We start from the raw sequence: 22710 nt of genomic DNA, 5'->3' as shown, positions 1-22710 counted from the left end.
CCGGTTATACCTGATCTTTCAATTATTTGTAACAGCACCCCGTTCTTTCCGAGCCGGCGGCGCGGTTCTGTTTTGTTATTTTGTTACTTCCTGCAGGCGCGTACATGCGCCAGGAAACGTTCAATCCAGTGATTGCCACCCACGTCCCGCAGGTGGGTATAACTGGCCAGCAGATTCTTGTATATAACCCCATCATGGGTCCCGTCTATACCGGTACCCCGGGTCACCCGGTAGGCAAAGCGGATCGACGGATCCAGCTGCTCCAATGCCGAGTAGTGAAACTCGTGAGCCGCTATACCGGAACTGCTGCCCGGCACTTTCGGCCAGGGACTGGCATCGGTCTCCTCGAGACGCACATAACCCCGCCCCTGGGGCCGGTCATGCATTACCACGTCGCCCGGGATGGCGCCCACCATCTCACACCGCCGGCCCTGCCACTGCATGCTGCGGGCCAGATACATCAACCCCCCGCACTCCGCATAAACCGGACCGCCCTGTTCGATAAAGTCGCGGATCTCCCCACGCAGCGAAACGTTGGCCTCCAGCTCATCCATCACCATTTCGGGGAAGCCGCCACCGATAAACAGACCATCAACCGGCGGCAGATGGGAATCCTGCAGAGTATCGAACGCCACCAGCTCCACGCCCTGATTGCCCAACTTGCGCAGATCGCCCGGGTAATAGAAACCGAATGCCCGATCCCGGGGATAGCCGATGCGCAGCGGCTCTGGATACGACCGGGGCTCTGTTGGTTCGGGGTGATCGATTGCCGGCACATCGGCAGCAATCTCCAGGATCCGATCAAGATCCACCTGCTCGGCCACCTTCTCCCCCAGCAGTGCAATCTTCTTCTCCGCCAGTGCACTCTCGTTGCTCGGCATCAGTCCCAGATGGCGCTCATCGATAATCAATTCCGGAGAGTTGTGCACGGCGCCCACCACCGGCAGATCGGTATAGTGGTTGATGACGTTGCAGAGCTTCGCCTCGTGCCGGCTCCCCCCCACTTTATTGAGGATAACACCGGCAATACGCACCTCGGGATCAAACGCCTGATAGCCGAGAATGAGTGGCGCGATACCCCGGGTCATACCCCGGGCATCAATCACCAGAAATACCGGGGATTGCAACTGCGCAGCCAGTGCCGCATTGCTGTTACTGCCATCCAGGTCCAGGCCATCATACAGACCCTTGTTGCCCTCGATAACACCGATATCCGCCGTCGCCATGGCGCGTCCGAACTCGTCCGCAATCTCCTGCCGGGACATGGTGAAGAAATCCAGGTTTTCACAGGGACGTCCGCTCGCAGCCGTAAGCCAGAGTGGATCGATATAGTCCGGCCCTTTTTTAAACGTCTGCACCTGCATGCCACGACGGCACAGGGCGGCTGTCAGGCCAATGGAGAGTGTCGTTTTACCGGAGGACTTGTGGGCGGCGGAGATAAAAAAATAAGGCATAGTTCTCGATCAGCTCAGTGACACTGTTACCGGCGGGTCGGTGGGCAGAGCCGCCGACTCACCGGAGGATTATAGTCACCCGTCCGGTTATGCCTGTAAAGCGGGAATAGGTGTTCTCTGCGATGCAGGGTTACTCTGCACCCGGACAGGGGGGTCACGTTACCACGGGACGCCCTGTCCAGGTACAACTTCCAGCGGGATCAGACGCATTCAGCGTCGGCGGGATCTTCCAGACTCTCCGGCAACACCCGCAGCATACGGGCGCCGATAGCGACCAGCGTCATGGCCACCACCACTCCGGCAAATCCCAGCAGCCCTTCCGCCAGCGTGGGCGAGTAGGCGGCTACAACGCCATCAAAGAAGCTGCTCTCCAGTACCTCTTTACCCGGGAACAGGTTCATCGGGAACGCCTGGCCGCCAATCACGATCACATAGATCTGGAAAAAGCCACCAATCAGCACCAGCATAGAGGCCACCGCTATGGCGAAGCGGGAGGTGGCAAAGGCCGGTGAATAGAGCAGGAACAGGGGAATGATGCCGCCGATAACCACTTGCCCGATCCAGAACATGGCTGTGTAGATGCCCCCATCCAGCAGGATGAAACGCTCCACGCCGTGATGCTGTGTGACATAGAGGTTGGTGAGATGATAGACCAGCGCAAAATAGAGCACTGAGCCGACAAACACACCCAGCAGGTTCTTCAACCTGGCCAGCCGCAGATCCCCGATGGTACGGTCGGCCCACCAGTAGGCGGCCATCAGCGTGATAATGAAAAACGCCAGACCGTAGCTGAAGGACATGATGATAAACATCGGCGCCATGATGGCGGCATCGTAAGCCTCCCGGGCCACCAGGAAGCCGAAAATGGAACCGGTACCGGTGGTTAACGCCAGACGCCAGAAGAACGCAGCAAAGCCAATCGGCGTCTTAAACTTTTCGAACTTGCGATCCATCATGGCCCAGAGATAGAGCCCGACAATGGTAAAGAAGCCGGTATAGAGGATAATGTTCCAGGCGAAGATGGATTTGAAATTATAGGTGGTAATGGCCACGATCAGGCGGTCAGGGCGCCCCAGATCCAGCAGCAGCACCACCAGGCCACCAGCCAGCAGGCCAATCGCCAACAGGCCGGAAAACCGCCCCAGCGGTTTGTACAGGGGTCCACCGAACACAGAGCCGATGGAGGCGACGTTCAGCGCCCCGGATGCGGCAACGATCAGGAATATGGCAAAAACGTGCGGCAACCCCCAGACAATCTGGTTACTCATGCCGGTCACGAAATGGCCATTGTGCTCCATGTAGTAAGCGGCACCCATGCCCAACAGAATGAGAAATACGAGGGAGGCGAGACCGCCCCAGTAACGGGGTGAACTACAGTAGAGCTCGCGGTATTTGGTTTTTATCATCGACTTCTCTCCCTACCGCTCAGACATTGGTGTACCGGACACCGGTATTCAGTTCCAGATCAGCCCGAATCTGGCGACTGTGATGGGTTTTCAGCGCCTGAGCAATTTCGCTTTGCGGATTTTTCAGATCACCGAACAGGATGGCCTTATGTCCTTCCTGATTGCAGGCATCCTGGCAGGCAGTGGTCTCCTGCCCCTCGTCTATCCGATTCGCACAGAGGTTGCATGACTCTACGCAACCCTTGCCGCGCGGGGCGCCGGTCAGCTGCTCCGCCACATTCTGGTGGATGAACGAACGTGCCTTGTAGGGGCACGCCATCATGCAGTAGCGACAACCGATACAGATATGCCGATCCACCATGACGATGCCGTCGGCACGCTTGAACGAAGCACCGGTGGGACAGACATCCACACAGGGCGGATGCTCGCAGTGCTGACACATCATCGGTAAATTGGAGACTTCGCCGGTCTGGGTATCACGCAACTTCACCTTACGAATCCACTGCGGCCGCTGCGCATCCCACATTTCATCCGACTGCCCCTCAGGGCGCTGGATAAGATCGATACCATTCTCCTTATTACAGGCTTCAACACAGGCGGTGCAACCATCTGCGCATTTGTTGGTGTCGATCAGCATGCCCCAGCGAACATCACTGGAGACTCCCTCCTCCGAGCCGGCATTGGCAACTGTCAGCATCACGCCGGGCGCTACAGTGGCGGCACCTGCTGCCAATACGGTCTTGCCGATAAAATTACGTCGCTGCAGATCAGGCTGGTCATTGTTAATGCTCATGATCAGTTCCCCTCAATCTTTGCATGAAGCCGGGCCAGCTCTTCCCGGGTCAGCGAAAGCGGCTGGTCGACCGATTGCAACAGGCCCAGCCCCTGTCGGTCACTACCGAGTTCCCCCATGGCCGCACTGTTGGCATTAGCGGTTTCCGGTGTCTTGCGATGGCACTGGAAGCAGGTCAGATCAACCGCCACATAGCTGTGGCAGCTTTCGCAGAATTCACCTTCCGCATTGACCGGCTTATAGGCGCCCGCGTCATCTTTTGTAGCATGACATTCGACACATTCAGCCAGGCTGAACTGGGTATCCCGGATACCCTGGTGCACTGTCTTGTTTCGGTCATGCTTGAGGAAATCCATATGATTTCGCCGCATCACCGCAGTGGGTGCTACGCAACTCTCCAGGCCTGCCGCCCTGGAACCCTTGGTAACAGCCGTATCACTGAACGCGCTGCTGGTGAGGAGCAGCAACGCTCCTCCCAGCACCAGTCCAGCAAATCGCCTAATGCCGGATAAACTACCCATTACTGCTCCTACTCACCCAGGCCCATCTGAATATAACCGGTCGGACAGACATCGCTGCAGACGTGGCAGCCGATGCACTTGTTGTAGTCGGTATCAACATAACGACCGGTGGTCGCTTCGGTCTTTTTGACCCGGAACACGGCATCCTGGGGACAGAACACCACGCAGTTATCACACTCGAAACACATGCCACAGCTCATGCAGCGCTTCGCCTCTGCGACCATCTGCTCCTCGCTGTAGGGGTGCAGACGTTCGTGGAAGTGACCCAGTACCACCTCGGCGGAGGGTACCTCTTCACTACGTTTGTTGCGCGGCGTAAAGGAGAAGTGACCCAGGAACAGCTCACTGGATGGGATCACCTCCTGCTCGGCACGGTTCTCGAAATTGTGCACGGCGTAGTTGGCAGTGGAAGTACCCCGCTGGTCCCCTACGGTGGGATCAAACGGTTCGGGATCCTTGCCCGCCTCATGCAGCTTCTCCAGCAGATCGAAGTGGTGCACATCCACCTTGGGACGTTTCACCTGCTCTTCCCGACGCAGGAAGTGGTCGATGCTTTCCGCTGCAATGGAAGCCTGGCCGATAGCGGTAGTCAGCAGATGGGGACGAATAATATCGCCAGCCACGAAGTGTCCCTCTTTACCCGGCACCTGGAAGAACTTGTCGGCATCGATGAGGTTGCGCTCATTGGCCAGGTCCTCAAGGCCGCTCATGTCACCGCCCTGGCCGATGGCCGATACGATAAGATCAGCTTCCAGTACCCGCTCGGTCCCTTCAACCGGAATCGGCTTCATGCCGTCCATGGTGCAGTCACACACCTTGAGTCCGGTAGCCCGGCCATCTTCACCGACAATCACCTCCAGCGGCATGACGCCATCCAGGATGGTGACACCTTCGGTGGTGGCATCCTGCACTTCATGCTCGGCTGCCATCATCTTGTCTTTGGTGAACAGCGAGGTCAGGGTCACGTCGGAACCCTGGGCAGCTGCGGTGACCGCGGCATCATGGGCGACATAACCATCCCGGATAACCAGCTCGGGCCGGTCGGTTGGATTCATGTTTTTCACATAGCCGAGGCGACGCGCCACCGAGACCACGTCGATAGAGGTATCACCACCACCGATACAGACCACGCGCTCTGCGGTCACTTTCAGGCGACCCTCGTTGAACGCCTTGAGGAACGCGACACCGGTAACGCAGTTGGGTGTACCCTCCCAACCCGGGACCGGCAGGCCACGGCCGCTCTGACAACCCAGGGCCCAGAGCAATGCATCAAACTCTTTCTCCAGATCTTCCACTGACACATCGCGGCCGACCCGGGTCTTGAGGCGCAGATCCACGCCCATCTCCACGATACGGTTCAGCTCTGCATCCAGCTTGTCACGGGGAATACGGTAACCGGGGATGCCGTAGCGCATCATGCCGCCCAGTTCCTCGTTCTCGTCGAAGATCGTTACACCGTAGCCCATGCGACGCAGTTGGTACGCAGCGGACATGCCGGCCGGGCCACCACCGATCACCGCCACGCGCTGATCCTTGGCCTCACCAACCGGGAACTTGTAACCCTTCTCAATCGCCGTATCACCGATGAACTGTTCAACGGCATTGATGCCGACAAAGTCCTCGACATCGTTACGGTTACAGCCGTCCTGACAGGGCGCCGGACAGACCCGACCCATCATAGCCGGGAAGGGGTTGGCGTCGGTGGAGCGACGGAACATGTACTCGTCACGCTCAACACCCTCGGGCGGCTTCTCCTGACCACGACCGATCGCAAGATAACCCCGGATATCCTCACCGGAGGGGCAGCTTCCCTGGCAGGGCGGAGTTTTATGGATATAGGTTGGGCATTTGTAAGAGGTATCTTCCCGGAAGATCTTCTCACTAAAATCGTCCCACTCGTTATCGCCATCATTAAAGCGACGGAAACTCAGTTTTTCGTTCATCTGTTCCGTAGGAGTTGCCATGGAATTCTCTCCTCAACCTGTATAATTTTTTAGAACACCGTCAGTGATTGCATCGCCGACGCGTTATACCTCAACTTTTTCAATATCCTTTAAGCGTCATCGTCCGCATCGGTTTCATCTTCATCGGTCTTCTGCCCGGTGAGGATGATGGCATTGCTGACCAGCTGATGGACACTGACAATCTGATCCATGTCCATGCCGTAGTACGGCAGCACCTTGGTAAACTGGCTTTTACAAATAGCGCAGATGGCGGCCATGTGCGTTACCCCCTCATCCTTGATCACGTTCTGCAATGCCGTCATCCTTGGCAATGCGCCTTTCACCCGGACCTCCATCAGGTCGTCGGTCAGCAGACCACCGCCACCACCACAGCAGAAAGTCTTCTCGCCGATGGTTTCGTGGTCCATATCCACGTAGTTGTTACAGACCGCTTTGATCACTGCCCGGGGGATATCGAACTGTCCACCCGGCTTGTCGCCCATGCGTGTCGCACGGGCCACGTTGCAGGAGTCGTGGAAGGTCAGGGTCATGTCATCGTTGGCAGATTTGTCAAACTTCAGTTTGCCCTGCTGGATCAGGTCATAGGTAAACTCGCAGATGTGCTGCGGTACCGGATAGCGGGGATCAAGAAAATCGAACGGTCCGGCCAGGGTGTTCAGGAACGAGTAGGCAACACGCCAGGCGTGACCGCACTCACCGAACACAATCCGTTTCACACCCAGTTCGAGGGCGGCCTGGCGGATGCGTAGCGCCACCCGACGCATGTTTTCGTAGCTGCCGATAAACATGCCGAAGTTGCCCGCCTCGGAAGCGGTGGTACTCAGGGTCCAGCTCACGCCAGCTTCATGGAACACTTTGCCGTAGCCGATCAGCCCATCCACATGGGGCTCAGCGAAGAAATCCGCAGACGGGGTCACCAGGAGGATTTCCGCTCCCTTCACATCCAGCGGATACTTGACTTCCACGCCGGTCTCGTCGAAGACATCCTCTTCCAGTCCCTCCAGGGTATCCAGAATTGCCGGTCCCGGCAGACCCAGGTTGTTACCCTTGTCATGCACCTTGGCGATGATCTCGTTACAGTACTTCTGACCGTAGCCCACACTGTCCAGAATCTCACGGGCAGCCATGGAGATCTCCGCAGTATCGATTCCGTAGGGACAGAACACCGAACAACGGCGGCACTGGGAGCACTGGTGGTAGTAGCTGTACCACTCGTCCAGGGTCTCCCGGGTCAGGTCCTTGGCTCCCACCAGCCAGGGGAAGTACTTGCCGGCAAAGGTGTTATAACGGCGATAGACCTTGCGCAGCAGATCCTGACGCCCAACGGGCATGTTCTTCGGATCCTTGGTGCTGAGGTAGTAGTGACACTTGTCGGTGCAGGCACCACATTTTACACAGGCATCCAGATAGACCTGCAGGGAGCGGTAGCGTGAACGCAGGTCGTCCAGTTTATCCAGCACCTTGTCATGCCAGTCATCCACCAGCTCGCCCGGAAAACCCAGCGCGGTGTTGTGATCCGGTTTGGCCACAAACGGGCTGAGATGCGCCATTGTGCCTTCCACGAGTTCCGGCACTTCCACATATTCCTGGAGCTCCGGTACATCGAATTCTGCCTTAGCCATGTAATACCCTCTTCGGCTCTCAGTCGATTGCTGCTTTTATTCTTCCATCGCCTTCGCCCAGTCGGCGAGGTGACGCTTTTCACGGGGGTTATCCACCTGGTTGCGGGTCGGGCTGAAAAAGATACCTGGGACATGCAGCAGTTTGCTGAACGGGAACAGGATCATCAGCACCAGGACGAGCGACAGATGAATTATCAATGGAAGATCGATGGGCAATGTACCGATACTGAAACCCATCAGACCGGTGAAAAACTGCTTCACCATGACGATATCGGTGTGTGCTACAAACTTCATCATCAGACCGCTGATGCCGATAAACAACAATACCAGCAGCCAGAGATAATCGGACGGTGCCGATATGTAGCGGACACGATCAACAAAGATGCGGCGAGCCAGCAGCCCGGCCAGGCCGATAAGCATGGCGAAACCGGCGTAAACCCCAATCGGCTGGATCAGTTGTATCGGCAGCCAGACCGGGTCCATGAAGTAGCGCAGGTGTCGCAACAACACAACGAATAGCGCCATGTGAAACAACCACCCGAATATCCAGGTCCATTTGGTGCTCTTGAAAAGACTTTCAAAAAACACCACTTCACGAAACATGCGCATCACCACTCCGGACTGGGTTACCGGGGCCGGGGTGGTAGGAATCTTTAACGGGGCCGGCGTCTTGGCATACTGGACAATCTTTCTTGCCAGGCCAACTACCAGCACGACAGTCGCTACGATAAACAGCAACGCATAGACAGTGGACATGTTCCTGCGATCCTCAAGCTATTCTGGTAACCGGTGGGCATTCACCCGCCGGCGTTCGAACACTCCCAAATTCTGAAGTGTGCAGTATCTGGTATTCTCGCGCTTCGTCGCGCAGAGTCCCCTCCTCCGCGGAGAAGGCCTCTCTGAGCCACCCTCTCAATACCGCAGAGAGGGTGGTCCTTACCGAACAGATGACGGTTTAGATACAACCGGTAGGCTTGGGCAGGCCAGCAAAGCGGCATGCCTGTTTGCCAGGGCCGTAGGGGAACAGGGCGTACAGATATTTGCTGTTACCTTTTTCCTTGCCCAGTTTCTTGCCGACCGCCTTGGTCAGTACACGTACCGCCGGGGCGATCTGGTACTCTTCATAGTATTCGCGCAGGAAGTTGATGATATCCCAGTGCTCCTCGGTCAGTTCCAGGTCATCTTCCTTGGCCATCTCTTCGGCCACGCCGGGCTCCCAATCAGACAGATTGACCAGATAACCCTCTTCATCCGTCTCAAAAGTTTTGCCGTTGACTTCAATTGCCATGATGCATTCTCCAAATAGCTAGTGTCTAAAGTTCAGTCATAAAGTGACTAGAGCCACGCATTGACCTTGTCATGATCCGCTGCAAGGTCAACAAAACCGGCATAGTCAACAATCTCGATGCCATCGATCACCCGCTCCCCGGTCATGCCCCGGGCATTCAGGTCCGGGCCCAGAACGTAGAGCTTCAGGTTCTGGGCTGCTTCCTTGATTTGAGCCTCCCTGGCGGTACCCTTTAGTGCCCCGTAAACGCCATCCTCGATCAGAAGGACACCGCTACCGGCCTTGGCCAGTTTCAGGCAGCTGTCGAGAGAACTCTTCTCGAATGGTGATTTGTTTACCGTATGTAAAATACTCATCTTGCTCGCCTCTTAGAAACTGAAGATGACATCTTGGTCATCCATAAGGTCCGCCAGCGCCTCATCACCCAGCACCTCGACATCGACGATCAGGTCGTCCTTGGTCAGGCCGCGCTCGTCCATCGATGCCTTGGATACATACAGCTTCTCGACGTCGTACATTTCCAGAGCCCGGTATGTGGGTGAGAAGTTCTTCATGCCCACGCCTTCGGTTTCCTGCCCCTTCTTCAACTGGAAGACACCATCATCGCTGAATACCAGGCTCACATCCTGATCAAATGCGGCGGCGATCAGCACCACCTCAAGTGACTCCAGTGCATAAATGGAACCATAAGGAGCACGCCGGTTGACGAACATGAACTTTTTGACGACCTCGTCGTCCATCATCTCTTCTTCGGACATCTCTCTATCCCTTCAACTAGTCGCCAAACACGACCAGGCGATCCGCCTGGATGCCGGCCTCTACCAACTGCCCTAGACCCGAAATACGGAACCCGGGGGCGATATTTTCAGCATCCTTGCCGTTACGCTTGGCTTCACCCTCATCCACAATACCGCGGCGTTGGGCGGCCGCCACGCAGACCACCAGATCCAGATTATGCTGCTGAGCCAGTTCGCTCCAGCGATCAACAATATTTCGATCGTCCTGGGGCGGTGTGGTCAGTTTGGTCGCGTTGTTCACACCGTCATGGTAGAAGAAGACACGAAAGATCTCGTGCCCCTTCTCCAGGGCGGCCTTGGTGAACTGGTAGGCCGAATCAGACGCCTGGTGCTGATAAGGACCCTCATTTACTTGAACCGCAAATTTCATTATCGATTCCCTAATAGCCAATCAACTTAGAAGCGAATATGTGCAGATGCATTCAAATTCGCACGACTTCCACGCCAGTTGTCGATATGGTACTTGGTGAACGGCAGTCCGGTCTTCTCGAAGAAACGCGGCCAGCCGATACGCTCTGCCCATTCGCCAATACGCTCGAAGTCCTTGGCATCCTCTTTATAAACCCGGAGGATATTCTTAACCACAGCGGCAACCTCAGGCCAGCGCGGTGGGTTGTTCGGGATGCCAGCGGCAACCAACTTATGGAAGGTCGGTTTGGATCGGGCATTGGAGTTCTTGCCACCCACCCAGATCGCAAATTTGGAGTGTTCCGGATCGTTGATCTGCATCGGCGGGCAAGGCGGGAAGCAGGCACCACAGCAGATACACTTGCGCTCATCCACTTCCAGGGTCGGCTTGCCGTTAACCACTGCGGGACGAATCGCAGCCACCGGACAGCGCGCCACGACTGACGGACGCTCACACACGTTACCAACCTGATCATGATTGATCTTGGGCGGCTTGGTGTGCTGGATATTGATGGCGATATCGCCCTGGCCACCGCAGTTAATCTGGCAGCAGGAAGTGGTCAGACGGACACGGTTCGGCATCTCTTCACGAACGAACTCTTCGTGCAGTTCATCCATCAGCGCCTTCACCGCACCAGAGGCGTCGGTTGCCGGAATATCGCAGTGCAGCCAGCCCTGGGTGTGGGAGATCATGGAGACCGAGTTACCGGTACCGCCGACCGGGAAGCCCTCTTCCAGCAGCTTGTCGATCAGCGGCTGAACCTTGGACTCTTCCGAGACCATGAATTCGATATTTGAACGGATGGTAAAGCGGACATAACCTTCAGCGAACTCATCGGCGATGTCCATCAGCTTGCGAATGGTGTAGACATCCATCTGGCGCTGGGTACCGGCACGCACAGTCCAGATCTCATCACCGCTGTGGGCCACGTGATGAAGGACGCCGGGACGGGGCCGGTCGTGCCACTTCCAGTTGCCGTAGTTCTTTTTCAGGACAGGGTGCAGATAGGGTTCAATCTCGGGAACGCCTGTCTCATCGGGCATGCGAGGTGCTTCAGCCATTGTTACCTCCAAAATTCTTAGTATCTGATATCTATTCTGTTTAAACCGGCAACATACCGGTTTGCCGGCCCGCCGCAGTGCGGCGGGCCTTCACCTGATAATCACTGAGCAGCCTGGCGCTCTTTCCACTTGGCCGCCTCTTCGTCCCAACCGTCAGTACGGACGTAGGGATTGGTGCGGGGCCGGGTGATCATATTCGGATCAATCTCGATATTCAGGCCTTCCAGGAAGTTGGTCAGGCCAATACGTTCGATCATCTCACCGGTACGCTCATGCTCCAGCGCATTCTCGGCAAAGAAGTCCAGAATTTCGGTACTCAACTCTTCCAGCCACTCGAAATCTTCGTCGGTCTCCAGCTTGTGGAAGGGAACAATGACGGTGCCCATCAGGTCACCGATCTTCAGGGTACGCTTACCGCCGACCAGAATGCTGACTCCGCGGTCATCGCCGGGAGAGAGCGCTTTGGTCATGACGTTGATACAGTGCATACAGCGGACGCAGTTGGGGTTATCAACAGCCAGCGTGTCGTCATCATTCAGCGACAACGCCTGGGTGGGACAGCGGGTGATGACGTTGTCGATCACATACTTGCGACCCTTTCTGTTTACAAACGCCTTGACCTCTTCCTGATCCACCTTCATGTCATCACGCCAGGTTCCGATCATGGAGACGTCGGCGCGCTGAATCGAGTTCATACAGTCATTGGCACAGCCGGAAGCCTTGAACTTCAGCTTGTACGGCAGGGCCGGACGGTGCATATCATCCAGGTTGGCATTGACGCAGGTGCGCATGGCGCGGGCCTCGTCAAAACAGGACTGCTCGCAACGAGCCGATCCGACACAGGACATACCGGTGCGTACAGCAGGACCGGCGCCACCCATGTCGAAGCCCATCTCGTTAATGGCGTCAAAGGCCGGCTGGACATTGTCAGTGGTACAACCCTGGAACATGATATCGCCGGACTGACCATGGAAAGCGATCAGACCGGAACCGTATTTCTCCCAGATGTCGCAGAACTTGCGAATGGTGCCGGTATCGTAATGCATACCGGGAGGGGGCATGATACGGAGGGTGTGGAATTCAGCAGCTGCCGGGAATTTCGGATTGTTGTTCTCGTCCTTCAGCTCGGTAAAACGGGGGATAACACCGCCACCGTAACCGATGACACCCACTGTTCCACCCTTCCAGTAACCCTTCCGGGTCTCGTAAGAGGTCTCGAGCTGGCCGAGCAGGTCAACCATCATATCGTTGTCTTTAGCCAGTCGCTTGAGTCCACTTACGAAGCTCGGCCAGACGCCGTCCTCCAACTGATCAAGCATGGGGGTGTCATACATCGGTTTTGCCATCAGTTATTCTCCCATCGATCTCGATTTATAGTGTAGCTTCCAGCCTATCCGAAAAGTCAGCCGGTACAGTGCGACCGGAAGCAATCAATAAGCGGGAAATCCAAGATCCGTGATCCATTCGGATAACAGACCCCTGTTCCAAAACATGGGTTGCATTTTAGGATTCACTTATGCAGCAAAAATACCCCGCTAATGGGGGGTAGGGATAAAAAAAGGCATATCCACTATGGGATATATGATAACTTGGTAATATATGAAAACAGTAAGTAGCTAAAACCATTTATCTTTTTAATTTCAATAGGTTAATATCTATTTTTTGGTAGGAATTAATATATTACTGCCCATTTTCATAGTGCGCCGCAGCATATCCCCTGTGCTAATCTGGGCTTGCCTAGAGCACCATCCCTGGGGTTCAATAATTGCCCAACTGGTTTACTTGGGTATTTCAGGAACACTGGAAATCGCCGGCAAATCTCTACCGAACCATGACTGATTCTATATTAAAGAGGTAATCCCATGCTCCTGTTGAGTGAGGTCCTGATTCAAAGCCCCGAAGTAGACAGCTTCGAGGAACTGATCGAAGTGATCAAAGTACGTCGCCAGTCGGAGATGTTCTTTCGAATCGATGTCAAACCCCCCTTTAGCGACACCCCGGAAGACTGGGAAGATCGACTGGAAGCTGCATTCACCTGAGCCATCCATTTATTGAAGGAACTGATTGCGTGAAATATCTGCAAACCGAAACCATCATGGGTGATAACGACTCCGCCGAAGACGCGGTGCCATCGACCCAAAAAATAGAGTTACGACTCGCCGAGCTGCAGCAACAGCTGGCGGAACTGCCTGGCGATGCGCCGCTAGAACAGCGCTTGCAACTGGAACTGGACAGCGGCTACACCCTGCTTGAACTGAACCGATTTGACGAGGCGTCAGCACTTGCCCGCCCACTGTTCGAACAAGCCCTGCAGGCCAACCAGTGGCAACAGGCGGTGGAAGCGTGTGATATTCTGTTCCAGTCTGAACAGACCGACTCCATTCCCGCACTGGCGCACGGCATCTGGCTGGGGGTCACCTTCCCGATCGACCCGGAACTCACCGTCGCCATGCTGCAGCACCTGATCGACGAAACCCCGGACCGGTCCGACGGTGCCGCTGTCGCTGCCGCCGTAGCCAACTATATTGTGGATCTGCGCGCCGATGAACAGAGCCGGGAAAACCTGCTCTTCTTCACCAATCAACTGCTTGGACAGGTGGCACGGCGTCACAGCCAGGTGGAAGAGCAGGAGATTTTCGATTTCTGGGTACAGCAGTTGGAACTGGACCAACCGGACAAGTTTCTACCCCGCCTGGCCAAGGTGCTGGATGTGCTGGTTCAGGGCAAGTGGTGGTTTGACCGCGATGCCCTGCGGGCACTGATCCCGGATTAACGACAGAACAGGTTGAAGAGGATGTATTGGGACGAAGATACCGGTGAAGAGAGCTTTGTTGTTCCCCGGGACATCATAGACCTGCAGTTTCGGATCAGCTGCCCGACACTGCCGGTTGATCACGCCTGGACCCTGGCCCAGGCCATTCAGGCGCACCTGCCCTGGTTCATGAGTGAGCCAAAAGTGGGACTGCACCTGATCCACGGCGCAGAATCCGGTAACGGCTGGGAACGGCCCGAGTCTCGGGATGCACTGCTGCACCTCTCCAGACGAACCCCGCTGACCCTCCGATTACCGACAGCGCTGGCAGAAGCGGCAGAAACACTGGTAGGACAGACCCTGGATATCGCCGGCCACCCCATGACGATCCAGGGAAGCCGACCAAAACCACTGGCCATGACCCGATTTCTCTACGCCCGCTATATTGCCGCTGATCCGGAGCTACCGGAAGAGCAGTTTATCCAGTGGGCTGTCAGTGAACTGAACAGCATGGGACTGCGTTTCAAAAAAATCCTCTGCGGCAAGCCCCATCGACTGGAGAGCCCCGACGGACCGATCCACACCCGCAGCCTGATGGTGGCTGAACTCTCCTATGAAGATGCGGTTACCCTGCAGGAACAGGGACTGGGCCCCTACCGGGCGCTCGGCTGCGGCCTGTTTCTACCACAGAAATCCTTTTAGGCGGACGACAAAACCGGGTCAAGAATCGGTTTAATTTTGCCGGCAGCCCCTATAACATATAAGTTTTCATTAATACCCTTAAATTGACCACCATCAAACATTTGCACGGCCATCCAGTACAGGTTGGCCCGGGGTGGTGATATAACAAAACCGGAGGTAAGCAATGTCCTATCAACTGAACGGTAACACCATCGAGACCACCGAAAACGGCTACCTGGTGAATCACGAAGACTGGAGCGAGGAACTGGCCAACGTAATCGCTGAAGCAGAAGGCATCACCCTTTCAGAGAAAGCCTGGGAAGTGATCAACTATCTGCGCGACGAGTACTTCAACAACAACGGTAACCAGCCGAACGAGCGCAACATGGTCAAGCACTTCAAATCGGTCTGGACTGATTTGGAAAAGGTGGATGCCAAGGCACTCTACGAACACTTTCCGATGGGTCCGTCCAAACAGGCGGGCAAGATTGCCGGTCTGCCGGAAACCAAACGCAAGGGTGGTTACTGAGCAAATCCAAAAATGGCTGGTGGCCTGTGTGCCACCTTCCATTTTCTCACTCTCCAACCTGTTGCCCAAAAACGCGTTTAACCACTATCCCGCGGGGCATCTGATTCAGCCACACCGGATCGATTGCTGTCATAACGCCTGGTCACATCTGCTCAGCTTGTAATACCAGCAACCAGGGATCATCCGCGTACTCACACAGAATCGCCTCCACCCGCCTCTGCCACAGGATGCCGAACCGCAGCGCTTCATCGGCGTCAGCCTTTCCCGCCAGGACTCTGGGAAAAAGCCTCTCCATGGCAGGGTCAACCGGCACTACACTGGGGTCATAGGTCATGGAGAGGCGCCGGCCCGTATCCCGCCTGATCAGACTGACCGATGCCGTACCTGCATGGCCGAACGTCAACAGATTACGTCGATCGAAGCGCCCCGCCAGACCGTGAAATCCACCCTGGTCTGTAGCGCCGGTGATATAGGAGAGTACATTGGCAACCACCCCGGTGACACCCTCACCAATCCCTTGCTGCATCTCCACAGCGATATCACCCCGTTCCGGCATTGTCTTCTCTCCGTAAAGTGCCTCCAGCCCCTTTTTCGCCATCAGATAAGCACCCGCCACCGTGGGACAGGAGTGGCCTGCCAACCGCACCACATCCAGATAGTGAATCTCCACGATACCATCAACAAAGCTCCCCAAAATCTCGGCCAGGGGGTCATGGAGCCGTAACGGCTCGATTCGATCAAAAAAGGCGGGATATCCCATGGTGAGCTCCGGGTATGGGTAACTGAATTGAGCTTCATTTTCCACACAGCGATAGCGCGCGCCTTATACCAGATCAATTCAGGGCCGCAATAAGCCATCCTCTGATCTGGAACAGATCACACGCTGTGCTATATTAATCCGAACTAATATTTACACCGGATAAGCCAACAATGCTTACCGTAACGAGGATATATTTATGGCGTTGAGACTGAAGAGCCAGTGGCATAAAGAGGAATCTGAACGTTCACTGGAGGAGATTGGCGGTGCCATCGCATTCAACGCCTGGCGCTTGGGAGTGGACAAGGCGATCAACCTGCACAGCCAGCACTTTGCTTACAGGGACGATGCCCAGCGCCTGGCGGTCGTTGCGGAGTACCTGATCTTTCAGGCGCTGGCCGTGGAACGCATGCTGTACGAATCAATTACCGATGAACAGCGTCGGGAACTGGTGACCGCTATGGTATTGAAACTGGCGGATCATTATGAAGAGAACAGCCAATCCCTGCTGGGCGCCGGTGATTACCGCACCAGCTTCATCGAAACCTTCAACCAACGGGCCGGTGAATATGCCGAATTCGGCTATACCGATGAGGGGCCCACCTACCCTTTCCTGCGTCATCTCGGTTACGAGATCCAGCAGGCCATGGGGGACAGCCAGGTGAACCGCTGGGTGATCGATCAGGTGATGGATAGCGACGCTCCCGAACTGCTGAAACAGCTGACCCGCACGGTGAAAAATCTGTTCAGCTGAGCGCACAACAGATATCGGCCATCCAGACAATCGAGGGGCCCTGGCCTGATCCGGATTAAAAACCCTGTTATATTGGGGCAATCTGAAGACACAACCCATTTGTTGCAGGGAATATTGTGAACTCAAGCCTCACACCCCGATGGCCATCGGCTGAACTATCAGATGCACGCCTTGTCTCTCAAAGCATGTATCTGATTTACGTGATAAAGCCACTACTGGCCAGCCTGCTCTGCGTAGCGCTGCTGACGACCGCCCCTGCCACACGGGCGCTGGAGCAGCTGGATCTGCCCGATATCGGCAACCCATCCGGCAATGTCCTCTCCCCGGCGGAAGAGAAGCGATTGGGTCGCGCCTTCATGCGCAGCATCCGCAACTCCATGTCGGTTATCCAGGATCCCCTGTTATCTGCCTATATCCAATCCCTGGGGGAGCAGTTGATCAGTGCCAGTGAGGATGCCGTCGGCAGTTATGAGTTCTTCATGATCGATAGTCCCCAGGTGAATGCTTTTGCCGGCCCTGGTGGTCATATCGGGGTCTATTCCGGCCTGGTGATCACTACCGAATCGGAGAGCGAACTTGCCTCGGTGATTGCCCACGAGGTGGCCCATGTAACCCAGAAGCACCTGGTGCGCACCTACGATGCGGTGAACAGCATGTCGCTGCCGGCAGCGGCTGTCGCCATCGCCGCGGTGATCATCGGCGCCGCCACCAACAATCCCGATGTGGGGATGGCCGCCGCTACCGGGGTGCAGGCCGGCATGCTGCAAAGGCAGATCAATTTCACCCGTTCTCATGAAGAGGAAGCCGACGCGATCGGCATCCGCACCCTGGCCAACGCCGGCTTCGATCCCACGTCCATGCCGGTGTTCTTCTCCAGAATGGGCAAGGCTTCACGGCTGTACGATAACGGCGAACTGCCCGAGTTTCTGCGTACTCACCCGGTCACCAGTAACCGTATCGCCGACGCCTATGGCCGGGCCGAGGCATTTCCCTACCGGCAGCGGCGTGACTCACTGGCCTATCACCTGGCCCGGGAACGCCTGCGCGTCAAGGCATTTAATGATGCAAGCGAAGGCATCCAGTTCTACAGCAAGGCGTTGAATGACGGGCGCTATCGTAACGAGGAGGCCCATAAGTATGGCTATACACTTGCCCTGATCCTGGGCAGGGAGTTTGATCAGGCCCGCAAAATGATCGACGGACTGCTGGCTGACCGGCCGGAGCAGATTGAATATATCGTCGCCAAGGCCGAACTTGAAAAGCTCTCCGGACAATCGGCAGCCGGCGCCGAACTGCTCAGGCAGGGACTTGATCAACACCCGGGCAACTACCCGCTGGCGATCTACTACGCCCAGGCACTACTGGATCTCGGCCGGCCCAAAGAGGTAAAGAAAATTCTGGAGCCGCAGCTCACCGGCCGGCCGGACGACACCCTGCTCTATAAATTGCTGGCCCAGGCTTCCGGTGACGCCGGGAACAAGACCAGCGGACACCAGTACCTGGCCGAATATTATTATCACAGCGGCGCATTAAGACCGGCCGCCATGCAACTGGAGATAGCACTGAAAGACCGAACGCTGAGTTATTACGAAAGTGCGAGGATGGCTGCCCGCCTGAAAGAGATCCGGACCGAGGAACGCGATCTGAAAGCGCGTGACAACTAGGTAATTACCCTCTTTTCCCTAACCAAGGCATGGGTTATGCTTGGCTCAGCCTGGCAGCACGGACACGGCGATAGACAGGATCCAAATAATAAGCATAAACAAGTCGCCGGCCGTGGATAAATTTTTTTGGAGGATAGATACACAGTTTTCATTCCCGATGGTACTCACTCCCGTTCCGCACCAGACAAGCTGACTTTGTCGCTGAGTCTGCTGCTTATCCAGGCACCGGGAAGTGCACTCCAAGCGTTTGATGGCAAGACCAACCGACACACCAACGGTGTGCCGTGCGGAAACTGCGGGTTGGGGAAATCGGAGACAGAGCAATTCCTGTAACTGATTCGGAATGAAAACAACTATCTGGTCCGGCCTTTCGGACCAGATCACAGGCGCCTCTTAACGACAGACAAACACCGTCCCTCTGTTGAGACAGGAGATAAAGATGAAGACCGATTTAAAACGTCGACTACTACTGAAAGGCTCTGTAGCCACCAGCACGATTGGAATCGCCATCGGCGCCGGACTGCTAAGCCCGACCACCGTACTGGCCGCCTGGCCTAAAGAAGCCTTTGCCGCCAAGGATATTCCCGGTGCATTGAACGCACTGCTGGGAGCAGATAACGCAGAGGAGAGCGACGCCATCAAGATCAAGGCACCGGACATCGCAGAGAATGGCGCAGTGGTCCCGGTAACCGTCTCCACTACTCTGACCGGTGCAGAATCGATCGCCATTATTGCGGCCAACAACCCGGTTCCACTGATTGCCAACTTCGACCTGAAAGAGGGTGCAGAAGGGTTCGTCTCCTCGCGCATCAAGATGGGCAAGAGTGGCGATGTGATCGCCGTGGTCAAGGCCGACGGCAAGCTCTACAAAGCCGCTAAAGAGGTCAAGGTGACCATCGGCGGTTGCGGCGGATAAACACCCCATTGCGAGTTTCCGGATCATCGCCGATCCGGACGATCGAACAGATTTATGAGGAGTGAATAATGGCAACAAAATCCATCAAGATACGGGCCAAGCTGAAAGATGACGTGGTAACCGTAAAAGCATTGATGTCCCACCCCATGGAGACCGGCAACCGCAAAGACAGCAAAGGTGAAATAATCCCGGCCCATTTCATCCAGGAGATCACCTGTACTTCAAGCGGCAAAGAGGTGATCGATGCCCAGTGGAGCGGCGGCATCTCTAAAAACCCCTACATCTCTTTCAAATACCGGGGCGCAAAAGAGGGTGACGAACTGACCCTGACCTGGGTTGACAACCAGGGCAACAGTGCATCCGCCACGGCTAAGGTAAGCTGATGGTTTCGGACCTGCCCGGTACTACCGCGAGGTGGTCCGGGCAGGTCCCTATGGGCAGTTGGTCCGGTGTTGATCAGGTATCTTTGCTATCCGGATCTTCCAGCACATCATCCAGGTTAACCACCTCCTCGTCCTGGGCTGGGTGCAAACCCGCCGGGGTATCCTGTGAATCGGCATTAACCTGCACTGCTTCATCCTGATCAGGGCTAGTGGACACCCCATCCTCAGCCACCACTTCAATATCCCCGTCCGGCTGGTCCGGCACCACCGGCTCATCACCCTCGACCGGTGATTCATCGCCCACCTGCTGCGCCTCATCCCCGAGCGACTCCGGATCGGGGTCTGGCCCTGCTGCTGCCTCCTCGGCCGGCGGTTCGGCAGTTTCATCGCCGGATGGGGCTCCTGAGTCTGCCCCTGGGGCAATCAGTTGACGTATCTTGCTCCTGTCCATGCCAGCTTCTGCGCCACCGGCAAACATCTGGGTGTATTCATTCAACATGGTGCCCATGGTGTTCATGGTCAGTTGCAGTTCGTCCGACAAGCGCTTGTTTTCCTCCCGCAGCAAGTAAAGCTCATCAGCGGAGTCATCCGGCGCCTCAGCAGGCGGTTCAGTTGCCGCGCCCGCCGTTCCCAGCGACAGCTCCAGCGTCCGGTAAGGCTCAACCGACTTTTCGTAATCCACCGAAAAGTTCTGTAATGCCACCGTGTTGCGGTGCAGAAACAGGTCGATCACCGTTTGGTAGAACTGCTTCTCCCCACGGCTGATTTTACCTGCCGTCTCGTCCAGCCCCCCACCGGACAATCCAAACCGTTGCTGCAGAACCTGACGGGTTTCACCGTCACGACGCTCGCTGTCCTGTCGAACAGCGGCAATGAGACTCTTGACGGCGGCCCGCTCGCGGCGGCGCTTGGAGAGAAACAGATAGGTAATGACACCGGCGCAGGCGCTACTCAGGATGAGCAGTTCAATCAATATCATCAGGAGTAAGCGGCTTACTTCGATCATTTCTCAGACTCTCCTTCGTCCACACCCTTTTCAGCAGACCCTGCTTCCTCCACCTGAAACTCGCTAGCTTTTTTACGTCGCCGCATAAACCAGGTGACCACTACCACCAGCAGTGCAAGCAACAGGTTGGCAATCCCGAACAGAGTGACATCCTGGGTGAAACTATCTTCCGGTTCAGGTGCCGGCGGGCTGAGCGGAGGCTCAGGCTCCACCACCGGCTCTGGTTCCGGTGCCGGCTCCAGCGGTTTTTCCGCCACCGCTGATGTACCCTGTACCGTCAGTGGATCAAGTAGCAGTTCCAGTTCAGCACCATCGCGGGTCTGCCCTTGTACGGAAACGGACAGGGTCCAGTCACCCACCAGCTCCGCACTGTTAATGGATGCCTCCAGCGCCCCCGCTTCCGTTCCGGGCTGCAGTTCGACCGAACGGGTCTCCCCGGTCGGCGATACCAGCTCCGCCTGAAACACCAATGTTGCCGGGTCGATCAGTTCAACATCGGTGCGCAGACTCAGCTGTTGCAGGGCATCATCGTCCCCATCCGGCTTCAGCCGCATGACTATGGGATCGACCAGCTCAAACGTCTGGCGCTGTTCACGCTGAAAGGTTTTCCCTTCCGCACGGATCAGCAACTCCACCTTACCGGCACTCAGCCCGTTACCCACCAACAGGGTAAACTCCCCGTCTCCAGCCGCCTTGTCAGCAGCTTCACCGTTATCGAAAATGGGTTGTGCCTCAGCGCTCCCCCGGCTATCGCTGAACCGGCCCTCCAGAGTCACTACGTCAAGAAACTCCTTACGGACGATCTGCTTACCCTGATTGGTAAAGGAGACGGTCAGCGGCAACTGTTCTCCACGGACAAATCGACTGGGTAGCTGGCTGGCGCGCATCTTCAGATCGGTGACCACGATGACCCGATTATCCGGATCCATCGGCGCCTGGATATGCCACTCCCCGGTGTCCGGCTGGGAGATGGTCAACAGGTCGTAGCCCACATCCCGGTGCCAGTTCACCCCCTGGGGCGCAGTGCTGGCATCGAAGGATTCACCTGAGGGCGGCAGAACCCGCGTCGGCTCGGCAGACTCCTGGCGAAACACCAGCAGGGTAACCTCCTGGATACTGTTATCCACCAGAAAACTGTTATCGGTCAGCGGCAGGGTGTCAGGACGCCCGACCCGTTCGAAGATGCGCAGAAACACCCGCTTGAGCTGCTCGGCATCATTAACCTGCTCATACCAGCCCCCGGTCTCCCGGGAGAGGGTCTGCATCAGATCGTGATCAGCCCGTTCGGACAGGGCGATGGTATGGACCTGGGCACTGTGGGCCCGCAACCGGGGCAACAGTTGCTCCAGGATACGTTGACGCGAAGCGGCATTTTTGTGCGGATTATTGCTGATATCCACCATGCCGTCGGTGAGCAGGATCAGGTGGCGCTGATAGCCGGACGCTGGTCCCTCCCAGTCCGCAATGGCCCGTTTGATCACCTCTTCGATATTGGTGAACTGACCGGGTGAGGCGATATTGTCAGCTTCTGATCTGGCCTTGTCTTTCCACTTTCCATCCACCTGGCCGAGCGGAATCAGCATGTTGACGTACTGACCGAAGGTCCAGACCCCCGCCCGGGTTTCCCGGGGCAACAGCCCGACCAGCATGCGCAGTGCCGGTCGCCGCAGATTTTGCGGATCGTTCTGTTTCATACTGCCGGAGATATCGATCAGTATGCGGGCATCCGCCCTGTCACCGTTTTCGGCCAACGCAACAGTACTGACCACCAGCAGCAGGGCAGCCCCCCATAGCCTCAACAACCAGTTTCCAGCACTCTCTCTATAAAACATCCGGGGTCTCTCAAATGGGGATGGCATCGCTCGGCCCGATCCCTTTCGATCCTATTGTGGACTGTTTATCGGCAAATCAGCAGCAACTCTTTAAAAAATTTGACAAATTGGGTAGTAGAGC

Annotated in this window: 24 protein-coding genes; 8 read left to right on the top strand and 16 right to left on the bottom strand. The window is 56.2% G+C overall.

What is annotated here, in order from left to right; all coding sequences use genetic code 11:
• Nucleotides 1–83: 83 nt before the first annotated feature.
• The 13 genes from AAY24_RS17365 to dsrA form a co-directional block, all read right to left on the bottom strand.
• Nucleotides 84–1454: a cobyrinate a,c-diamide synthase gene (locus AAY24_RS17365; protein ID WP_046860737.1), complete on the bottom strand. Its 1371-nt coding sequence runs from the start codon at nucleotides 1452–1454 to the stop codon at nucleotides 84–86.
• A 200-nt stretch (nucleotides 1455–1654) separates the two neighbouring features.
• A complete protein-coding gene (gene nrfD, locus AAY24_RS17360) occupies nucleotides 1655–2860 on the bottom strand; it encodes an NrfD/PsrC family molybdoenzyme membrane anchor subunit (RefSeq protein ID WP_046860736.1) in 1206 nt (401 codons plus the stop codon).
• 19 nt (nucleotides 2861–2879) lie between these two features.
• Nucleotides 2880–3653 carry a sulfate reduction electron transfer complex DsrMKJOP subunit DsrO gene (gene dsrO / locus AAY24_RS17355; protein ID WP_046860735.1) on the bottom strand — a complete coding sequence of 258 codons (774 nt, stop codon included), beginning with the start codon at nucleotides 3651–3653 and terminating at the stop codon, nucleotides 2880–2882.
• Between the two features lie 2 nt (nucleotides 3654–3655).
• A complete protein-coding gene (locus tag AAY24_RS17350) occupies nucleotides 3656–4174 on the bottom strand; it encodes a sulfur reduction protein DsrJ (RefSeq protein ID WP_234422206.1) in 519 nt (172 codons plus the stop codon).
• A gap of 8 nt (nucleotides 4175–4182) precedes the next feature.
• Nucleotides 4183–6138 (bottom strand): NAD(P)-binding protein, encoded by a 1956-nt coding sequence (locus AAY24_RS17345; protein WP_046860734.1) that lies wholly within the window; start codon nucleotides 6136–6138, stop codon nucleotides 4183–4185.
• Nucleotides 6139–6227: 89 nt separating this feature from the next.
• Nucleotides 6228–7760, bottom strand: a complete 1533-nt coding sequence (gene dsrK / locus AAY24_RS17340) for a sulfate reduction electron transfer complex DsrMKJOP subunit DsrK (RefSeq protein WP_046860733.1) — start codon at nucleotides 7758–7760, stop codon at nucleotides 6228–6230.
• 36 nt (nucleotides 7761–7796) lie between these two features.
• The gene (locus AAY24_RS17335) at nucleotides 7797–8516 is read right to left on the bottom strand and encodes a respiratory nitrate reductase subunit gamma (protein WP_046860732.1); all 720 of its coding nucleotides are present in this window, start codon (nucleotides 8514–8516) and stop codon (nucleotides 7797–7799) included.
• Between the two features lie 199 nt (nucleotides 8517–8715).
• On the bottom strand, nucleotides 8716–9048 hold the full coding sequence (locus AAY24_RS17330) for a TusE/DsrC/DsvC family sulfur relay protein (RefSeq protein ID WP_046860731.1): 333 nt from the start codon (nucleotides 9046–9048) through the stop codon (nucleotides 8716–8718).
• A 47-nt stretch (nucleotides 9049–9095) separates the two neighbouring features.
• Complete coding sequence (gene tusB, locus AAY24_RS17325) at nucleotides 9096–9404, bottom strand: sulfurtransferase complex subunit TusB (protein ID WP_046860730.1); 309 nt, start codon at nucleotides 9402–9404, stop codon at nucleotides 9096–9098.
• Nucleotides 9405–9416: 12 nt separating this feature from the next.
• Nucleotides 9417–9806, bottom strand: a complete 390-nt coding sequence (gene tusC, locus AAY24_RS17320; RefSeq protein ID WP_046860729.1) for a sulfurtransferase complex subunit TusC — start codon at nucleotides 9804–9806, stop codon at nucleotides 9417–9419.
• 16 nt (nucleotides 9807–9822) lie between these two features.
• Nucleotides 9823–10215 carry a sulfurtransferase complex subunit TusD gene (tusD, locus tag AAY24_RS17315; RefSeq protein WP_046860728.1) on the bottom strand — a complete coding sequence of 131 codons (393 nt, stop codon included), beginning with the start codon at nucleotides 10213–10215 and terminating at the stop codon, nucleotides 9823–9825.
• 26 nt (nucleotides 10216–10241) lie between these two features.
• Nucleotides 10242–11315, bottom strand: coding sequence for a dissimilatory-type sulfite reductase subunit beta (gene dsrB, locus AAY24_RS17310; protein WP_046860727.1), 1074 nt, complete (start codon nucleotides 11313–11315; stop codon nucleotides 10242–10244).
• A 101-nt stretch (nucleotides 11316–11416) separates the two neighbouring features.
• On the bottom strand, nucleotides 11417–12661 hold the full coding sequence (gene dsrA / locus AAY24_RS17305; protein ID WP_046860726.1) for a dissimilatory-type sulfite reductase subunit alpha: 1245 nt from the start codon (nucleotides 12659–12661) through the stop codon (nucleotides 11417–11419).
• Nucleotides 12662–13177: 516 nt separating this feature from the next.
• Between dsrA and AAY24_RS17300 the strand changes: the two genes are divergently transcribed.
• The 4 genes from AAY24_RS17300 (at nucleotide 13178) to AAY24_RS17285 (ending at nucleotide 15277) form a co-directional block, all read left to right on the top strand.
• Entirely contained in the window at nucleotides 13178–13354 is a 177-nt protein-coding gene (locus AAY24_RS17300) for a hypothetical protein (protein WP_046860725.1), read from the top strand.
• Nucleotides 13355–13383: 29 nt separating this feature from the next.
• Nucleotides 13384–14088, top strand: a complete 705-nt coding sequence (locus AAY24_RS17295; protein WP_046860724.1) for a hypothetical protein — start codon at nucleotides 13384–13386, stop codon at nucleotides 14086–14088.
• Nucleotides 14089–14109: 21 nt separating this feature from the next.
• Complete coding sequence (gene cas6 / locus AAY24_RS17290) at nucleotides 14110–14769, top strand: type I-MYXAN CRISPR-associated protein Cas6/Cmx6 (RefSeq protein ID WP_046860723.1); 660 nt, start codon at nucleotides 14110–14112, stop codon at nucleotides 14767–14769.
• A 163-nt stretch (nucleotides 14770–14932) separates the two neighbouring features.
• Complete coding sequence (locus AAY24_RS17285) at nucleotides 14933–15277, top strand: TusE/DsrC/DsvC family sulfur relay protein (protein ID WP_046860722.1); 345 nt, start codon at nucleotides 14933–14935, stop codon at nucleotides 15275–15277.
• A 142-nt stretch (nucleotides 15278–15419) separates the two neighbouring features.
• Here AAY24_RS17285 and AAY24_RS17280 read toward each other — a convergent pair whose 3' ends face one another.
• Nucleotides 15420–16037, bottom strand: a complete 618-nt coding sequence (locus tag AAY24_RS17280) for an FmdE family protein (protein WP_046860721.1) — start codon at nucleotides 16035–16037, stop codon at nucleotides 15420–15422.
• 196 nt (nucleotides 16038–16233) lie between these two features.
• Here AAY24_RS17280 and AAY24_RS17275 point away from each other — a divergent pair, with 196 nt between their 5' ends.
• From AAY24_RS17275 to soxZ, 4 genes are all read left to right on the top strand, one after another.
• A complete protein-coding gene (locus AAY24_RS17275; protein ID WP_046860720.1) occupies nucleotides 16234–16788 on the top strand; it encodes a hypothetical protein in 555 nt (184 codons plus the stop codon).
• Nucleotides 16789–16973: 185 nt separating this feature from the next.
• Entirely contained in the window at nucleotides 16974–18452 is a 1479-nt protein-coding gene (locus AAY24_RS17270) for a M48 family metalloprotease (RefSeq protein ID WP_052761308.1), read from the top strand.
• Between the two features lie 439 nt (nucleotides 18453–18891).
• Nucleotides 18892–19368 carry a thiosulfate oxidation carrier protein SoxY gene (gene soxY / locus AAY24_RS17265; protein WP_046860719.1) on the top strand — a complete coding sequence of 159 codons (477 nt, stop codon included), beginning with the start codon at nucleotides 18892–18894 and terminating at the stop codon, nucleotides 19366–19368.
• 68 nt (nucleotides 19369–19436) lie between these two features.
• Entirely contained in the window at nucleotides 19437–19751 is a 315-nt protein-coding gene (gene soxZ / locus AAY24_RS17260) for a thiosulfate oxidation carrier complex protein SoxZ (protein ID WP_046860718.1), read from the top strand.
• 73 nt (nucleotides 19752–19824) lie between these two features.
• On the opposite strand, the gene AAY24_RS17255 is transcribed toward soxZ, so the two are convergent.
• Together AAY24_RS17255 and AAY24_RS17250 are read right to left on the bottom strand one after the other, a co-directional pair.
• On the bottom strand, nucleotides 19825–20757 hold the full coding sequence (locus AAY24_RS17255; RefSeq protein WP_046860717.1) for an ICP22 family protein: 933 nt from the start codon (nucleotides 20755–20757) through the stop codon (nucleotides 19825–19827).
• Nucleotides 20754–22589, bottom strand: coding sequence for a VWA domain-containing protein (locus AAY24_RS17250; RefSeq protein WP_199930426.1), 1836 nt, complete (start codon nucleotides 22587–22589; stop codon nucleotides 20754–20756). Before AAY24_RS17250 ends, AAY24_RS17255 begins: the two co-directional genes overlap by 4 nt.
• Nucleotides 22590–22710 lie beyond the last annotated feature (121 nt).

The sequence above is a fragment of the Sedimenticola thiotaurini genome (assembly GCF_001007875.1).
Classification (GTDB): Bacteria; Pseudomonadota; Gammaproteobacteria; order Chromatiales; family Chromatiaceae; genus Sedimenticola; species Sedimenticola thiotaurini.
The sequence above is the reverse complement of the archived record's forward strand: the minus strand, read 5'-3'. Positions and strand labels throughout refer to the sequence as shown.

Bases quoted from the DNA above. Each gene is read 5' to 3' on its own strand.
- AAY24_RS17285 (WP_046860722.1), top strand. From the start codon at position 14,933: ATGTCCTATCAACTGAACGGTAACACCATCGAGACCACCGAAAACGGC.
- AAY24_RS17345 (WP_046860734.1), bottom strand. From the start codon at position 6,138: ATGGCAACTCCTACGGAACAGATGAACGAAAAACTGAGTTTCCGTCGC.
- AAY24_RS17350 (WP_234422206.1), bottom strand. From the start codon at position 4,174: ATGGGTAGTTTATCCGGCATTAGGCGATTTGCTGGACTGGTGCTGGGA.
- dsrA (WP_046860726.1), bottom strand. From the start codon at position 12,661: ATGGCAAAACCGATGTATGACACCCCCATGCTTGATCAGTTGGAGGAC.
- AAY24_RS17335 (WP_046860732.1), bottom strand. From the start codon at position 8,516: ATGTCCACTGTCTATGCGTTGCTGTTTATCGTAGCGACTGTCGTGCTG.
- dsrB (WP_046860727.1), bottom strand. From the start codon at position 11,315: ATGGCTGAAGCACCTCGCATGCCCGATGAGACAGGCGTTCCCGAGATT.
- AAY24_RS17270 (WP_052761308.1), top strand. From the start codon at position 16,974: ATGTATCTGATTTACGTGATAAAGCCACTACTGGCCAGCCTGCTCTGC.
- dsrO (WP_046860735.1), bottom strand. From the start codon at position 3,653: ATGAGCATTAACAATGACCAGCCTGATCTGCAGCGACGTAATTTTATC.
- AAY24_RS17250 (WP_199930426.1), bottom strand. From the start codon at position 22,589: ATGTTTTATAGAGAGAGTGCTGGAAACTGGTTGTTGAGGCTATGGGGG.
- tusC (WP_046860729.1), bottom strand. From the start codon at position 9,806: ATGTCCGAAGAAGAGATGATGGACGACGAGGTCGTCAAAAAGTTCATG.
- tusD (WP_046860728.1), bottom strand. From the start codon at position 10,215: ATGAAATTTGCGGTTCAAGTAAATGAGGGTCCTTATCAGCACCAGGCG.
- nrfD (WP_046860736.1), bottom strand. From the start codon at position 2,860: ATGATAAAAACCAAATACCGCGAGCTCTACTGTAGTTCACCCCGTTAC.
- dsrK (WP_046860733.1), bottom strand. From the start codon at position 7,760: ATGGCTAAGGCAGAATTCGATGTACCGGAGCTCCAGGAATATGTGGAA.
- AAY24_RS17275 (WP_046860720.1), top strand. From the start codon at position 16,234: ATGGCGTTGAGACTGAAGAGCCAGTGGCATAAAGAGGAATCTGAACGT.
- tusB (WP_046860730.1), bottom strand. From the start codon at position 9,404: ATGAGTATTTTACATACGGTAAACAAATCACCATTCGAGAAGAGTTCT.
- cas6 (WP_046860723.1), top strand. From the start codon at position 14,110: ATGTATTGGGACGAAGATACCGGTGAAGAGAGCTTTGTTGTTCCCCGG.
- AAY24_RS17255 (WP_046860717.1), bottom strand. From the start codon at position 20,757: ATGATCGAAGTAAGCCGCTTACTCCTGATGATATTGATTGAACTGCTC.
- soxY (WP_046860719.1), top strand. From the start codon at position 18,892: ATGAAGACCGATTTAAAACGTCGACTACTACTGAAAGGCTCTGTAGCC.
- AAY24_RS17330 (WP_046860731.1), bottom strand. From the start codon at position 9,048: ATGGCAATTGAAGTCAACGGCAAAACTTTTGAGACGGATGAAGAGGGT.
- AAY24_RS17365 (WP_046860737.1), bottom strand. From the start codon at position 1,454: ATGCCTTATTTTTTTATCTCCGCCGCCCACAAGTCCTCCGGTAAAACG.
- soxZ (WP_046860718.1), top strand. From the start codon at position 19,437: ATGGCAACAAAATCCATCAAGATACGGGCCAAGCTGAAAGATGACGTG.
- AAY24_RS17300 (WP_046860725.1), top strand. From the start codon at position 13,178: ATGCTCCTGTTGAGTGAGGTCCTGATTCAAAGCCCCGAAGTAGACAGC.
- AAY24_RS17280 (WP_046860721.1), bottom strand. From the start codon at position 16,037: ATGGGATATCCCGCCTTTTTTGATCGAATCGAGCCGTTACGGCTCCAT.